This window comes from Streptomyces sp. TLI_146 (genome assembly GCF_002846415.1).
Taxonomy (GTDB): Bacteria; Actinomycetota; Actinomycetes; order Streptomycetales; family Streptomycetaceae; genus Streptomyces.
Window position 1 is genome coordinate 5548457 of the sequence record NZ_PJMX01000001.1, and the last position, 13931, is coordinate 5562387.

General features: G+C 72.8%; 13 protein-coding genes. 6 read left to right on the forward strand and 7 right to left on the reverse strand.

The features are described 5' to 3' along the window. Positions 1-18: 18 nt before the first annotated feature. From BX283_RS24935 to BX283_RS24945, 3 genes are all read right to left on the reverse strand, one after another. Positions 19-495 (reverse strand): succinate dehydrogenase hydrophobic membrane anchor subunit, encoded by a 477-nt coding sequence (locus BX283_RS24935; RefSeq protein WP_101389719.1) that lies wholly within the window; start codon positions 493-495, stop codon positions 19-21. A gap of 8 nt (positions 496-503) precedes the next feature. Then, positions 504-884 (reverse strand): succinate dehydrogenase, cytochrome b556 subunit, encoded by a 381-nt coding sequence (sdhC, locus tag BX283_RS24940; protein WP_101389720.1) that lies wholly within the window; start codon positions 882-884, stop codon positions 504-506. Between the two features lie 216 nt (positions 885-1100). Then, on the reverse strand, positions 1101-1838 hold the full coding sequence (locus BX283_RS24945; protein WP_373979288.1) for a 2-oxo-4-hydroxy-4-carboxy-5-ureidoimidazoline decarboxylase: 738 nt from the start codon (positions 1836-1838) through the stop codon (positions 1101-1103). A gap of 142 nt (positions 1839-1980) precedes the next feature. On the opposite strand from BX283_RS24945, the gene BX283_RS24950 reads away from it, so the two are divergent. The 4 genes from BX283_RS24950 (at position 1981) to BX283_RS24965 (ending at position 6348) form a co-directional block, all read left to right on the forward strand. After that, positions 1981-3624: a family 20 glycosylhydrolase gene (locus BX283_RS24950; RefSeq protein ID WP_180357242.1), complete on the forward strand. Its 1644-nt coding sequence runs from the start codon at positions 1981-1983 to the stop codon at positions 3622-3624. 54 nt (positions 3625-3678) lie between these two features. Then, on the forward strand, positions 3679-4269 hold the full coding sequence (locus BX283_RS24955) for an RNA polymerase sigma factor (protein WP_101389721.1): 591 nt from the start codon (positions 3679-3681) through the stop codon (positions 4267-4269). Positions 4270-4555: 286 nt separating this feature from the next. After that, positions 4556-5197, forward strand: coding sequence for an RNA polymerase sigma factor (locus BX283_RS24960; RefSeq protein ID WP_101389722.1), 642 nt, complete (start codon positions 4556-4558; stop codon positions 5195-5197). Beyond that, positions 5197-6348 (forward strand): hypothetical protein, encoded by a 1152-nt coding sequence (locus BX283_RS24965; RefSeq protein ID WP_180357243.1) that lies wholly within the window; start codon positions 5197-5199, stop codon positions 6346-6348. Before BX283_RS24960 ends, BX283_RS24965 begins: the two co-directional genes overlap by 1 nt. A 177-nt stretch (positions 6349-6525) precedes the next feature. Here the strand turns inward: BX283_RS24965 and BX283_RS24970 are convergent, their stop codons facing one another. Next, positions 6526-7413: a L,D-transpeptidase family protein gene (locus BX283_RS24970; protein WP_101389723.1), complete on the reverse strand. Its 888-nt coding sequence runs from the start codon at positions 7411-7413 to the stop codon at positions 6526-6528. Between the two features lie 94 nt (positions 7414-7507). On the opposite strand from BX283_RS24970, the gene BX283_RS24975 reads away from it, so the two are divergent. After that, positions 7508-9109, forward strand: coding sequence for a methylmalonyl-CoA mutase (locus BX283_RS24975; RefSeq protein ID WP_101389724.1), 1602 nt, complete (start codon positions 7508-7510; stop codon positions 9107-9109). 327 nt (positions 9110-9436) lie between these two features. On the opposite strand, the gene BX283_RS24980 is transcribed toward BX283_RS24975, so the two are convergent. After that, on the reverse strand, positions 9437-10069 hold the full coding sequence (locus BX283_RS24980; RefSeq protein ID WP_101389725.1) for a TetR/AcrR family transcriptional regulator C-terminal domain-containing protein: 633 nt from the start codon (positions 10067-10069) through the stop codon (positions 9437-9439). 37 nt (positions 10070-10106) lie between these two features. On the opposite strand from BX283_RS24980, the gene BX283_RS24985 reads away from it, so the two are divergent. Further along, a complete protein-coding gene (locus BX283_RS24985; protein WP_101389726.1) occupies positions 10107-11582 on the forward strand; it encodes an FAD-dependent oxidoreductase in 1476 nt (491 codons plus the stop codon). Position 11583: 1 nt separating this feature from the next. Here the strand turns inward: BX283_RS24985 and BX283_RS24990 are convergent, their stop codons facing one another. Further along, positions 11584-12903: an alpha-2,8-polysialyltransferase family protein gene (locus tag BX283_RS24990; RefSeq protein WP_101389727.1), complete on the reverse strand. Its 1320-nt coding sequence runs from the start codon at positions 12901-12903 to the stop codon at positions 11584-11586. Then, positions 12903-13889: a glycosyltransferase family 2 protein gene (locus BX283_RS24995; protein ID WP_101389728.1), complete on the reverse strand. Its 987-nt coding sequence runs from the start codon at positions 13887-13889 to the stop codon at positions 12903-12905. The genes BX283_RS24990 and BX283_RS24995 overlap by 1 nt, the downstream gene beginning before the upstream one ends. Between the last annotated feature and the right edge of the window lie 42 nt (positions 13890-13931).

Here is a 13931-nt window from a genome sequence, read left to right on the forward strand (position 1 = left end):
AGTCCCTCAGCCCGTGGCCTAGCGGATGTTCGGGTCGAAGGTGAAGATCACCAGCGTGCCCAGCAGGACGGTGAACACCGTGGCGGTGTAGAGCAGCATCTTCAGCCAGAAGCGGGTGTTGTCCCGCTGCGCGTAGTCGTTGATGACCGTGCGCAGGCCGTTGGCGCCGTGCAGCATCGCCAGCCACAGCATGGCCAGGTCCCAGACCTGCCAGAACGGATTGGCCCAGCGGCCCGCCACGAAGGCGAAGCCGATCTTGGAGACGCCGCCGTCGAGCACCAGCTGGATGCACAGGTGGGTGACGACGAGGACGACCAGGACGACGCCGGACAGCCGCATGAAGAGCCAGCCGTACAGCTCGAAGTTCGTGCGGGTCGACTTCGGCGTCTTCTTGGTCCGCTTGCGCGGGGCCTCGATGAGCGGCGCGGGGTTGTCGGCGTCGTAGAGGCCGGTGGCCTCGACCTCGCCGATCGCGGAAGTGGTTTCGGCAGACATGTCAGTCCTCAGCTCCCGAACAGTTCGCGGGCGGCGTGACCGAGCACCGGGTACAGCGCTCCGGCCATCAGGATCAGCCAGGTGATCACGACGGACCACAGCATCTGCTTCTGATAGCGGGGGCCCTTGGCCCAGAAGTCGACCGCGATGATGCGGAGACCGTTGAGCGCGTGGAAGAGGATGGCGGCGACGAGGCCGTACTCCAGAAGAGCCACGATGGGCGTCTTGTAGGTAGCGACGACCTTGTCGTAGTCCTCGGGGGAGACACGCACGAGAGCGGTGTCGAGGACATGGACGAACAGGAAGAAGAAGATGAGGACACCGGTGACTCGATGAGCCACCCACGACCACATGCCTTCCCGGCCGCGGTACAGCGTTCCAGCCGGCACGGAAAAACCCTCCGGGAGCGGGGACTAGGGCCGGCCGGCTTGACTGTCGGTCTGACCCGGCCGGGTACGGTCCACCGGCCCCGGTCATCGTAGCGACGAGATGTCGGTTCGTTCGCGCGGGGTCCTCAGGTGTGATCAAACAGGCAATCAATCTGCCACGGACGGGCTACGGAACGGCCCGGACGGGCCGTCACGGGGCCGGTGGTGGGGGCGGGTTCAGCGGGGTGCGCCCGCTGTGTCCGGTTCCGGGTGGTTGGTCAGGAGATGGGTGAGTCGGGCACGGGCGAGTCGCCGCAGCTCCTCGGCGGCGATGGCCCGCTCCTCGTCCCGCTCGTTGGTCATCCGCACCCGGATGCCCCCGAGCATCTCGTTCAGGTGTTCGGTGGGTCGCCGCCCCTCCAGACAGATCACGAAGGCGTGCCCGAACCGGCTCTCGTACGCGGCGTGCGCGGCCCGCAGCGCGGTGTGGGCCGCCGACGGGGCCGTGGGGTCCAGACCCGGCGAGCGCTCGCCGGCCAGCGCCTCGGTGACGTCGTCGTGGGTGAGGTCGTACCCGGCCTCGTCGGCCGCGGCGAGCAGGGCGTCCAGATCCGGGTAGGGGCGGTGGGCGGCCACCCGCAGGGCCCAGCGGCGGCTGGCGCAGCAGGCGAGCAGGACGGCTTCGGCGGCCGCCTCGGGGGCGTGGTTGAACCGCGCGAGCCCGTCCTCGACCGGCTCGTACGGGCCCGGGATGACCGGGTTGGTGTGGGTCTGACTCGATACCGCCGGGCGGCCTGCGGGGCGGGGAGTGTGATGAAGTGGCGGCGGTCGCTTCCGGGGGCCGGCGTGGGATTCGCTGGACAGCGTGGGCTCCTCGAACGAACGACGAACGACGGCCGGCGACGGCTTCGTGCGCGCGCCGGCGGAGAGACAGCAGAGAGGCGGGAGGTGAAGAAGAGGTGGGAGTGCCGCCACGCTATCGAGGCCCGGTGGAGGGTGCCCGACGGTTGCGCGAATTTCACCCGGACGTGAGGGGTGAGGTGCGCATGGTGGACGCCTCCCGGGTTCCTCGCCTCGCCTTCGCCGTGGTTGTTCCCGTATGGGAGGATTCAGAGTGATGTCGCAGTCCAGGAGTGCCGGCGGCGCCGACGGCGCCCGGGGTGACCGGACGGCCCGGATCGGCCGGGGCGCCCTGGTGGCACGCGTCGCCGTCGCGGCCGTGGCCGCCCTCGCGCTCACCGTGCTGGTCTGGCCCGAGGACGACACCCACGGCGGCCACGGCGGCCGCCTCGATCCGAAGCCCGGCGCCTCCTCCTCGCCCGCCCAGATCTACCCGCTCTCCTCGCCGCCCCGCACGATCCCCTCCGTACGGCAGCACGAGCCCGCCCGCGGACCCGGCTTCCGGCCCGTCGCGGCCACCCGTGTCGTCGTCCCCACCGGCAGCGAGGCGCTCGCGGACGAGGCCCAGCTGCTCGCGCAGGAGCTCGACAAGGAGTACGCGCAGGGCGCGGCGCCCCGGCCCGGGGACATCGAGCTCGCCCTGGACCCGAAGGCCAAGGCCACCCCCGAGTCGTACACGCTGACCGCCCGCGAGCGGACCGTGCGGATCACCGGCCCCGACGAGGCCGGGGTCTTCTACGGCACCCGCACCCTCAAGCAGGCGCTGCGCGACGGCGGGGTGATGCCCGAGGGCGTCGTCGAGGACTGGCCCGACCGCCCGCAGCGCGGCCTCAACCTGGACATCGCCCGCAAGCCGTTCACGGCGGGCTGGATCGAGGCGCGGCTGCGCGAGATGGCCGACCTGAAGATGAACCAGCTCGGCCTGCACTTCTCCGACGACCAGGGCTTCCGGATCGAGTCCGCCTCGCACCCCGAGGTCGTCTCGCGCGACCACCTCAGCAAGCGCGAGGTCGAGCGGATCGTGGCGCTCGCCCGGCGGCTGCACATCGAGGTGGTCCCCGAGATCGACTCGCCGGGCCACCTGGGCGCGGTGATCAAGGCCCACCCCGCGCTCGGGCTGCGCGGCACCACGGGCCGCGCCGTCCCGGGCGCCGTCGACATAGCGAACCCGGACGCGGCGCGGATCGTCGACGACCTGCTGCGCGAGTACGCGGACCTGTTCCCCGGCGCCTACTGGCACCTGGGCGGCGACGAGTACCTCGCCCTGATGGCCAAGAACCCCGAGGCCACCTACCCGGGCCTGGCCGCCGCCGCGCGCGCCAAGTACGGCCCCAAGGGCGATATAGCGGACCTGGCGACCGGCTGGCTGAACGACCGGGCGGCGGCGCTGCGCCCGTACGGCAAGAAGTTCAAGGCCTGGAACGACGGCTACTTCAAGGGCACCTCCGTCGCCCCCGACCCGGCCCGCGAGGTCGAGTACTGGACCGGCAAGGAGCTCGGCGCCCGCCCGCCGGAGGAGTACCTCGCCGAGGGCCGCAGGACGGTCAACCTCAACGACGAGTACCTGTACTACGTCCTGGGCGAGCCCAACGCCTTCAAGTACCCCACCGGGCGGCGCATCTACCAGGAGTGGACGCCGCTGGTGCTGCGCGGCACCAAGCCCGTCCCGGCCCGCTACTCCGACCAGGTGCTCGGCGCCCGGTTCGCCGTCTGGTGCGACCACGCCGACGCCCAGACCCAGGACCAGGTGGCCCGGGGCATCCGGATGCCGCTGCGCGCCACCGCCCAGAAGCTGTGGGACCCGCGCACTCCGGCCGTGGACTGGGAGGAGTTCAAGGAGCTCGCCGACAAGCTGGGGTGAGCCCCGTCCGGGCCCGGCTGTGACAATTCCGGCCGCCCGTGCGCAGAACAGACCATGGGGGACGGGGGCCGGCGGCATGGCCGGATACGGGCCGACGACGCGGAGCTCGGCGCGGCCGTCGCACGGGCACAGCAGGGGGACGAGCGGGCCTTCGCGGTGGTCTACCGGCTGGTCCACCCGGGGCTGCTCGCCCAGATGCGGGCGCTGGTCGCCGCCGAGGCCGAGGACGTGGCGTCCGACGCGTGGCTGGAGATAGCCCGTGACCTGGCCCGCTTCCGTGGCGACGGGGCGGGCTTCCGGGGCTGGGCCGCGACCATCGCGCGCCACCGGGCCCTGGACCATCTGCGCCGGCAGAAGCGAAGACCGCGCACGGTCGGCCTTGACCAGGAGGCGCTCGAACTGCCGGGCGGCCAGGACACCGCCGAGGCGGCCCTGGAGTTCCTGTCGACCCGCTGGGCGCTCCAGCTGATCGCCACCCTGCCGCGCGAACAGGCCGAGGCGGTGCTGCTGCGGGTGGTGGCCGGGCTCGACGGCGTGGCGGCCGGGCGGATCCTCGGCAAGCGGCCCGGGTCCGTACGCACCTCGGCGCACCGGGGGCTGCGGCGGCTCGCGCAGGGGCTCGGGCAGCAGACGGACCGGCCGTGAGGGCGGGGCGCGCTCCCAGGAGCGCGGGGGAGCCGGCGCGGAAGGACGGCCGGGGCCGCCACCCCCCACAGGAGAGGCCCCGGCCGTCTTCCGTCGGGGCCGTGTGGCGACCCCGTACTCCTCTCAGCGCCATGGCTGCGTTTTCTGTCACACCGCGCTGTGTCAGTGAATTGTTGCGGGTTGTACAAGTAATGGACTTAACGGCCGCCCAGGCCGTAGCGTGCTCCTTCGCGCCGGTCGGCGCGGCAGCGATGACCGGCTGCGACACCAGGGCAGGGTGCAGGGAGTGCAGGGGGAAGACGCGGAGCTGACCGCCGCGATACTCGCGGCACAGGGCGGCGACGAGAGCGCGTTCCGTGCTGTGTACCGCGCGGTGCACCCACGGCTGCTGGGCTACACCCGCACGCTCGTGGGCGAGGCCGACGCGGAGGACGTGACGTCCGAGGCGTGGCTGCAGATAGCACGGGACATCGAGCGCTTCAAAGGCGACGCGGACCGGTTCCGCGGCTGGGCCGCCACCATCGCCCGCAACCGGGCCCTGGACCACATCCGGATGCGCGGCCGCCGTCCCGCCGTGGGCGGCGACGAGACCGAGCTGACCGGCCGCCCCGCCGACTCGGACACCGCGGGCGAGGCGATGGAGTCCCTCGCCACCGGACGTACGATGGCGCTCATCGCGCAGCTCCCGCAGGACCAGGCCGAGGCCGTGGTGCTGCGGGTGGTGGTCGGGCTCGACGCCAAGAGCGCGGCCGAGACCCTGGGCAAGCGGCCCGGCGCGGTGCGCACGGCCGCGCACCGCGGCCTCAAGCGGCTGGCCGAACTGCTGGGTACGGAGAGCGCCCCGGCGGATCTCGGCGGTGTGCCGCCGCAACGGAACCGGTCGTGCGGTGTGACGCAATCGGGCGCGCCGACGCAGAAGGACATGTGATGGCCGACGAGCGCCACGAATGGCTGGACGAGGACGTCGCGGAGCGGCTGCTGCGCGGCGAGAACGTCGTTCCCGCCGACGACCGCGCCCGCGAGCAGGCCGAGCGGCTCTCCGCCGTGCTGCGCGCGCTGGCCGGTCCCGACGTACGGCAGACCATCGACGCCGCGGCCCCGGCCGCCCGCGAACTGCCGGGCGAGGCGGCGGCGCTGGCCGCCTTCCGCAGCGCCCGCGCCGAGGCGGGTGCCCCTTCCGGTGCCCGCGCCGACACCGTCGTACGGGTCGGACGCGCGCCCCGTGGCATCCGCGCGCCCCGACGGCTGCGGCCGGTCCGTTTCGGCCTGGCCGCGGCGCTCGCCGGGTGCGCCCTGGGCGGCGTCGCCATGGCCGCCGGGACCGGAGTGCTGCCGGGGCTCGGCACCGCGGGCCCCGGCCCCGAGTCGTCCGTGTCGGCCGCCGCGACCCCGGAGCCGATCGCCTCGCAGTCGCCGTCCGCGCGCACCGGCGCCCCCGCCACCCCGAAGTCGCCCACGCCGGGCCGCACTCCGTCGGGCGAGGCCACCGCCGGGGGCGCCACCACGCCGGGATCCGGCGGGACCCCGAAGGCGACGCCCAGCCCGGCGGCCCCGACCGAGGGGCCGAAGAACGACTGGGCTTCCAAGAAGGTCGAGTACTGCCGCGACTTCCGTTCGGGACGCCTCGACCAGAACCGTCGACAACGGCTGGAAATCGCCGCTCTGGGCGCCGAGCGCGTGAAGCAGTTCTGCGACGCCGTGATCGCGGAGGCCGACCGGGGCGGCAAGGGCGGCTCCGGTGGCAAGGGCGACTCGGGCGGCCGGGGCGGCTCCGGCGACGACAAGGGGGACGGCCATGGACGCCCCGGCGGCACGGGCGGCCGTGACGGCTCGGTCCTGAAGCTGCCCAGCGTCAGCTGGTCGACGCCGCCCGCGAGCGGCTCACCTGCGCTCCCCGGTCTGCCGGGCGTCCCGGGCACCGGCGACGCCGACCAGAGCGGCGCGACCCGGCCGCCCGCCGTGCCGGTCGTCCCGCCGGCCTCCCGCGCGCTCCCGGCGCCGCGCCCGCTCGCGCTGCTCGGCGCGGCCGTGACAGGCGCCGACCAGCGGCTCGCACACCGGCTCGACCGACTGGTGTGACACTTTTCGGCCCGCCGACGCAGTAGGAAGTGAGCCGACTGGTCATCGGCGGCGCAGTGAGCCCGGGCTCCCCCCGTACCCAGGGCTCGGCGCGAATGGCGCGGGCGGGAGACGTTCCCCCGATCCCGCCCGCGCCCTCTCTTCTCCGGCCGGGCCGCTACGGGCCCGGTGTCCGGATCACCAGTAGATGACGACCTTGTCGTTGACCTTCACCTGGTCGAAGAGCTTGGCGAGCTTGGCCTTGTCGCGCACGTTCACACAGCCGTGCGAGGCGCCCGCGTAGCCGCGCTTGGCGAAGTCCGACGAGTAGTGCACGGCCTGGCCACCGCTGAAGAACATCGCGTACGGCATGGGCGTGTGGTAGATCGACGAGACGTGGTTCTTGCTCTTCAGGAAGACCTTGAAGGTGCCTTCGCGGGTCGGCGTGTACTGCGAGCCGAACCGCACGTCCATCGACGACAGGACCTTGCCGTTCACCACCCAGTTCAGCGTGCGGGTGGTCTTGCTGATGCACAGCACGCGGCCGGTCATACAGCGCTTGTCCAGCTTGGTCTTCGGCTTGTTGACGGCCTTCCCGGCGAGCTCGTCGCGGGTCGGCTTGCTCGTCATGTCCGCCAGCCGCTGCCAGGTGGCGGTGTCGGCGGAGCCGGTGGTGGGCAGCCCGCGCTTGCTCTGGAAGCCCTTGACGGCGGCGACGGTGACGCTGCCGTACGTACCCGTCGGCGTGTCGTCGAACCAGCCGACCTGGGCGAGGCGGGCCTGGAGCTCCTGGACCCGCGCGCCCTTGGCGCCGGTCGCCATGAGGATCTTGGGGGCGGGCTTGGCGGCGGCGGACGGGGCGGACGCGGGGTCGGCCTCGGTGGCGCCGTCGGCGGTGCTGCCGTCGGCCTGGTTGTCGTTCGCGGTGCCCGTCGACGGCGCCGTGGACGGCGCTGCCGCCGCCGGCTTCTGGTCGGCGGCCCCCGACGCCTTGTCCGACTGGGCCCCGCACGCGGCCGTGACGGTCAGCACGGTCGCCGCGGCGAGCGTCCTGGCTATGACAGTGGTGAGATGGATCCGGCGCATCGTCGCCCCCCTGATGATTCCCTCTGGTTGACCCCAGAGACTGTTTCCCGGCCCGAACGGTTGCAAAAGCCGTCGAGGAAGCGAGGCGGAAAACATGGCGCGCGAGTCGGACGGTGCCCGGCGCACCGAGAGCGGTCTGCCCCTCGACCCGGTGTACGGGCCGGACGCCCTGGCCGGGTGGGACCCGGCCCGGCAGCTGGGTGAGCCGGGCGCGTACCCGTTCACCAGGGGCGTCTACCCGACGATGTACACGACACGCCCCTGGACGATGCGCCAGTACGCCGGGTTCGGCACGGCGGCCGAGTCCAACGCCCGCTACCAGCAGCTGATCGCCAACGGCACCACGGGTCTGTCGGTCGCCTTCGACCTGCCCACCCAGATGGGCCACGACAGCGACGCGCCGCTGGCGCACGGCGAGGTCGGCAAGGTCGGGGTGGCCGTCGACTCCGTCGAGGACATGCGGGTCCTGTTCGACGGGATCCCGCTGGGCGAGGTCTCGACGTCGATGACGATCAACGCGCCCGCGGCGCTGCTGCTCCTGATGTACCAGCTGGTCGCCGAGGAACAGGGCGTCCCGGCGGGCGAGCTGACGGGGACGGTCCAGAACGACGTGCTCAAGGAGTACATCGCCCGGGGCACCTACATCTTCCCGCCCAAGCCGTCGCTGCGGCTGGTCGCGGACGTCTTCCGGTACTGCCGGGCCGAGATGCCGAAGTGGAACACGATCTCGATCTCCGGCTACCACATGGCCGAGGCGGGCGCCTCGCCCGCGCAGGAGATCGCGTTCACGCTGGCCGACGGCATCGAGTACGTCCGCACGGCGGTCGCGGCCGGGATGGACGTGGACGACTTCGCACCGCGCCTGTCGTTCTTCTTCGTCTCCCGTACGACGCTGCTTGAGGAGGTCGCCAAGTTCCGGGCGGCGCGGCGGATCTGGGCGCGGGTGATGCGGGAGGAGTTCGGCGCGAAGGACCCCAAGTCGTGGATGCTGCGCTTCCACACCCAGACGGCCGGGGTGCAGCTGACCGCCCAGCAGCCCGAGGTGAACCTGGTCCGGGTCGCCGTGCAGGGCCTGGCGGCGGTGTTCGGCGGCACGCAGTCGCTGCACACGAACTCCTTCGACGAGGCGATCGCGCTGCCCACGGACAAGAGCGCGCGCCTGGCCCTGCGTACGCAGCAGGTCCTCGCGTACGAGACGGACGTGACGGCCACGGTCGACCCGTTCGCGGGGTCGTACGTCGTCGAGTCCATGACGGATGCGGTGGAGGCGGAGGTGCTCGCGCTGATGCGGCGGGTCGAGGACCTGGGCGGAGCGGTGGCCGCGATCGAGCACGGCTTCCAGAAGGCCGAGATCGAGCGGTCGGCGTACCGGATCGCTCAGGAGACGGACAGCGGGGAGCGGGTGGTGGTGGGGGTCAACCGGTTCCGGCTGGAGGCGGAGGAGGCGTACGAGCCGCTGCGGGTGGATCCGGCGATCGAGGCCCGGCAGGCGGCGCGGCTCGCCCGGCTGCGGGCCGAGCGCGACGGTGCGGCGGTCGCCTCGGCGCTGGCCGCGCTGCGGGCCGCGGCGGCGTCGTCCCAGGAGAACGTCCTGTACCCGATGAAGGCCGCGCTGGCCGCTCGCGCGACGGTGGGGGAGGTGTGCGGGGCGCTCCGCGAGGTGTGGGGGAGCTATGTCCCGCAGGAGGCGTTCTGAGGTCACGGGGTGCGTGCTGCTCGCGCCCCTGGGCGGTTCGTCGTCCGCGGGCCGGTGGGGGCTGGTCGCGCAGTTTCAGGCCCGGTCTTTGTCTGCGGCCCGGTGGCGGGTTGCTCGCGCCGTTCCCCGCGCCCCTGAAAACCCTCGTTCGTGTGCGGACCGTAGATGGCTGGTCGCGCAGTTCCCCGCGCCCCTGAAGGCCTGTGGCTGAGCTGGGTTCTCCGGCTGCGGCCGACTACCTAAGGGGCGCGGGGAACTGCGCGACCAGCCACCCACCGGGCCGCAGACAAAGACCGGGCCCAACGGCGGGCGCAGCCGGGATGGGGGTCAGACGCTACCCCCGTACACCACCTCGATCCCCGCGATCACCACCCGCAACCCCGCCTCGTACCGCCCCTCGTACCCCCCGAACAGCAACGGCCCCGCCGCCGCGGCCAGCGGGAAGTCGCCCAGCCGGACCGCGCGGGCGTCGATGTCCATGGGCTCGGGGCCCATTCCCTGTTCCTCGGCCACGAAGCCCATCGTGTAGGCGTACGCGGTCGTCCCGGCCAGCACCGCGTCGCCCGGGCCGATGCCCGCCGCGCCCATCGCGGTCAGCAGCGCCTCCAGCGACCGGGCGTGGTCGGTGCCGGTGAAGCGCGCGCCCCCGTACACCTTCGCCCCGTCGCGGTAGCTCAGCAGCATGGACCGCAACGCCCGGTTGAAGGCGGCCAGTTGGTCCTGCCAGGGCGCGTCGGGGGTCATGCCGGGGACGCCGTCCGCCGCCATGCGGCGGTACATCACCGTCGCCATCTCGTCGAGCAGCGCCTGCTTGTTCTTGAAGTGCCAGTAGAGCGCGGGCGCCTGGACCTTCAGCTCCTTGGCGATCGCCCGGAGGGTGAGCCCGTCCAGGCCCACCTCGTTCAGGAGCCGCAGCGCGGTGTCGGTGACCTGTGCGCGGTCGATTCTCGTCGTAGCCACCTTGACAATTTAACACTGTTAAGCGGATGCTTCCGGCATGGCACTTAACAACGTTAAGCAAGCGCCCGGAACGGCCGTCGACGTCCTCGTCGTGGGCGCCGGCCCCGCCGGGCTGGCCCTCGCCGTCGACCTCGCCCGGCGGGGCGTGGACACCCTGCTCGTCGAGAGGTCCGACGCGCTCTTCCCCGGCTCGCGCGGCAAGGCCGTCCAGCCGCGCACCCTGGAGGTGCTGTACGACTTCGGGATCCTGGACCGGGTCCGGGCGGCCGGGTGCGAGTACCCGCGGATGCTCACCTGGGAGGGCCCGCACGGCACCGTGCGCGGCCGCGAGTGGGACATCATGGAGTGCGCGGAGCCGACCGAACAGGCCCCGTTCCCCAACGCCCTGATGATCGGCCAGTCGCACCTCCAGGCGCTGCTCCACGACCATCTGCGCGGCCTCGGCGGCGAGGTCGTCTTCGAGGCCGAGCTGACCGGGCTCGACCAGGACGCGGACGCGGTCACGGCCCGGTTCGCGGACGGCCGCGAGGTCCGCGCCCGCTATCTGGTCGCGGCCGACGGCGGCAAGTCCACCGTGCGGCGGCTGCTCGGCATCTCCATGCGCGGCGAGCGCGTCGACCCCAAGCCCATGCTGGTGGCCGATGTCGTCCTCACCCCGGACGCGGTGCGGACCGTCGACGAGGACCACTGGCACATGTGGCCGGGCGCGAGCGGCGGCGGCGCCTCGCTCTGCCCGCTGCCCGGCGTGCCCCGGCTGTTCCAGCTGTACGCGCAGTACGAGGACGTGGACGCGGTGCCGGACGCCACCCCGGAGGGCGTACGGAAGCTGGCCGCCGCCCGTACCCCGGTCGCCGCCGACCAGATCGCCGAGGTCGTCTGGGCCTCGGAGTTCCGGCCGTGGGCCGCCCTGGCCGAGCGGTTCCGGCAGGGTCGGGTGTTCCTGGTCGGGGACGCCGCCCATGTGCACTCGCCGGCCGGTGCCCAGGGCCTCAACACCAGCGTCCAGGACGTCTACAACCTCGGCTGGAAGCTCGGCCAGGTGCTGCGGCACGGCGCCCCGGCCGAGCTGCTCGACACGTACGAGCAGGAGCGGCAGCCCGTCGCCGCCGGCGTCCTCGGCATCAGCACCCGGCTGCACCGCGAGGCGCGGTTCGGGCAGCAGCCCCAGCGCGGCAGCGAGGTCAAGCAGCTCGGCATCGGCTACCGGGGCGGCCCGCTCGCCTCGGGCGGCGCGGGCGGCACCCTGGAGCCCGGTGACCGCGCCCCCGACGGCGTCCTGCCGCAGGGCCGCCTCTTCGACCTCTTCCGGGGCCCGCACTTCACCCTGCTGGCCTTCGGCGCCGAGCCCCCCAGGGACCTGGGCGCCCAGGTCCACGTCCACGAACTGAGCCCGTACGCCCCCTACGGCCGCGGCCTGTTCCTGATCCGCCCCGACGGTTACGTGGGCTGGGCGGGGGAGACGGCCGAGGGGCTCGCGGAGTACCTGGCGAGGACCGGGGGCGCCGCCGGGTGATCTACGCGGCCCGGGCCCGCCGCGCCACGGCCCTGGCCCGGCGGGCCAGCTTCCGTACCGTCGCGTTGCGCGGGATGAAGGCGAGCTGGCCCGGGATCGCGCCCGGGAGGGCCAGGGACGTCAGGCGGCGGCGTTTGAAGTAGCGCCAGGTGTGCGGGGTCAGATGGCGGGAGAGGTAGCGCTCGGCCGCGGGGCGCAGATCGGGGCGGATCTCGGACTGCATCGCGTAGCCGACCGCCGCCACCAGGGCCGCCAGGTCGTGCGGCGGCTCGGGCGGCTCGCCCTCCAGCGGCGGCAGCAGCGCGTCCACCAGCGTCACCGGCACCCGGTTGCTGTTCTGGTACGGGGTGAGGCGGTCCAGGAGGAGGTCCGTGCCGGTGCGGGCGACCGGGATGCCGTAGAACGTCGACGCGGTCAGCAGCGCGGTGGAGAAGCAGCCGACCACCAGCGCCGGGGCGATGCGCTCGTAGAGCACCTCGGCCAGCAACGGGCTCTCCAGGACCGTGAGTTCGACGCCCAGGCCCTCCGCCTCCGTGCGCAGCGACTCCGACCAGGCGGGCGGCGCCGAGGGGTGCGGCTTGAAGACGATCCGGCGGTGGCCGCGCGCCGCCGCGCCCCGCACCATCGCGAGGTGCAGCCGCTCCTCCTCCGCCTCGGTGAGGATCGAGAGCGCGGCCAGGTACTGGCCGAGCAGCAGGGCCGCGCCCTCGGGCACGTCCAACTCGGCGTCCTGGGCGGCCAGTTCGCCCACCACCTTGGTGAAGGCCGCCGTCGGGATCACCTCCGCGCCCACCCCGAACTCGCCGAGCAGCAGCGGCTCAAGGCCCGGCACCAGGTCCAGGTGCAGGACGCGCCGCACCCGCGAACCCACCAGCGGATCCAGCTTGTTGCGGGTCGGGCCGTAGCTCATCAGCCCGTCCGCGTACACGTGCAGCGGCGCGTCCGGGAAGAGCTGGGCGACCGCGCCCGCCGGGTTGACCTGGATGGACTCGACGGCCAGCTCGATCCGGTCGTCCCCGAGGTCCCAGGCGCGCCGCAGCTGGCGCTCCCACAGCGGGACGTCGTCCGCGCGCGGCGCCCAGCCGCCCGGGTGCATCGGCGCGATGGTCTCGTTCCACGACAGCACGCCGTCGAAGCGCTCGCGCAGCGGCGCGAAGCCCGGCATCTCGTCGAGCGCGGGCGAAGTCTCCGGGACCGGGGCGTTGTTGCTGACCAGGAGCAGCCGACGGTCGGCCGGGCCGAAGCAGTCGCTGTCGATCGCGGCGGCCAGCGTCGCCACTCCGTACAACGTCGTCGCCAGGAAGATCTGAGTCGTACGCATCAGGCCGCGGCCCCCGCCGAGCCGAGGGAGGCCGTGCGTCCGCGCAGCCGTCGCAGCCGGGACGCGCGGCCCGAGTCCATCGAGTCGAGCGCCTCCTTGAGAATGTCCTGCGGCATCCTTTTCAGCGCTCCCGCACTCATTGTCCGCAGTTTCCGTGCCACGGCCGGTTCGAACCTTTCACTGTTTCCCAGGTGGTGGGAAATGATGGCGCAGTACGTCCGTACCGCCTTCGGCAGCAGTTCCGCGGAATTTGGATCTTGAGCTGTTTCCTCGATTACCTGGTCGAATGCCCGGATGAAATCGAGCTGGCGTACGTCACCGATCTGCGTCAGCGAAGTCGCCACTCCGCGCCGGTAGTGCACGCCGAGCAGACCCACCACCGCGAAGGATTCCGCCTGCCGGTGCAGCCGCCAGATCCACGGCCGGTCCTCGGCCGTGCGCAGCCCGTCCGTGAAGTGCAGCAGCCCCCGCTCCACCAGGCGCCGGTGGTAGATCCCGGCCCAGGCGAACGCGTAGTCCACCGAGGTCGAGCGGGTGGTCGGCAGGATCGCCGCGCGCGGGTCCATCGCCTCGCCCCGCCGCCCGTGCGGCACCCGCTGCACCGAGCGCTGGGTGCCGGTGCACTGCACGTGGTCGGTGCGCAGGAAGTCGCAGCCCAACTCCTCGATCTCGGCGACCAGTCGGGAGTAGTAGCCGGGCGCCAGCCAGTCGTCCCCGTCGAGGAAGGTGACGTACTCGCCGCGCGCCGCGTCGATGCCGGTGTTGCGCGCGGTGGCGAGACCGCCGTTCTTCTCGTGTCTGAGCACCACCGCCCCCGGCAGCTCGCGCTCGGCGCGGGCGAGGAGTGCGGCCGTACCGTCCGAGGAGCAGTCGTCGACCAGAAGGAACTCGAAGTCCTCACGCGCGTTGTCGCGCAGACTTCTCAGGGTGTCGGGGGCATAGGTCCGCACGTTGTAGAACGGCACGACCACGGAGAGCTTGACCACCCGGGTGACGCTAAGTGGCCCCGCGTCATTCGCCCTGTCCGT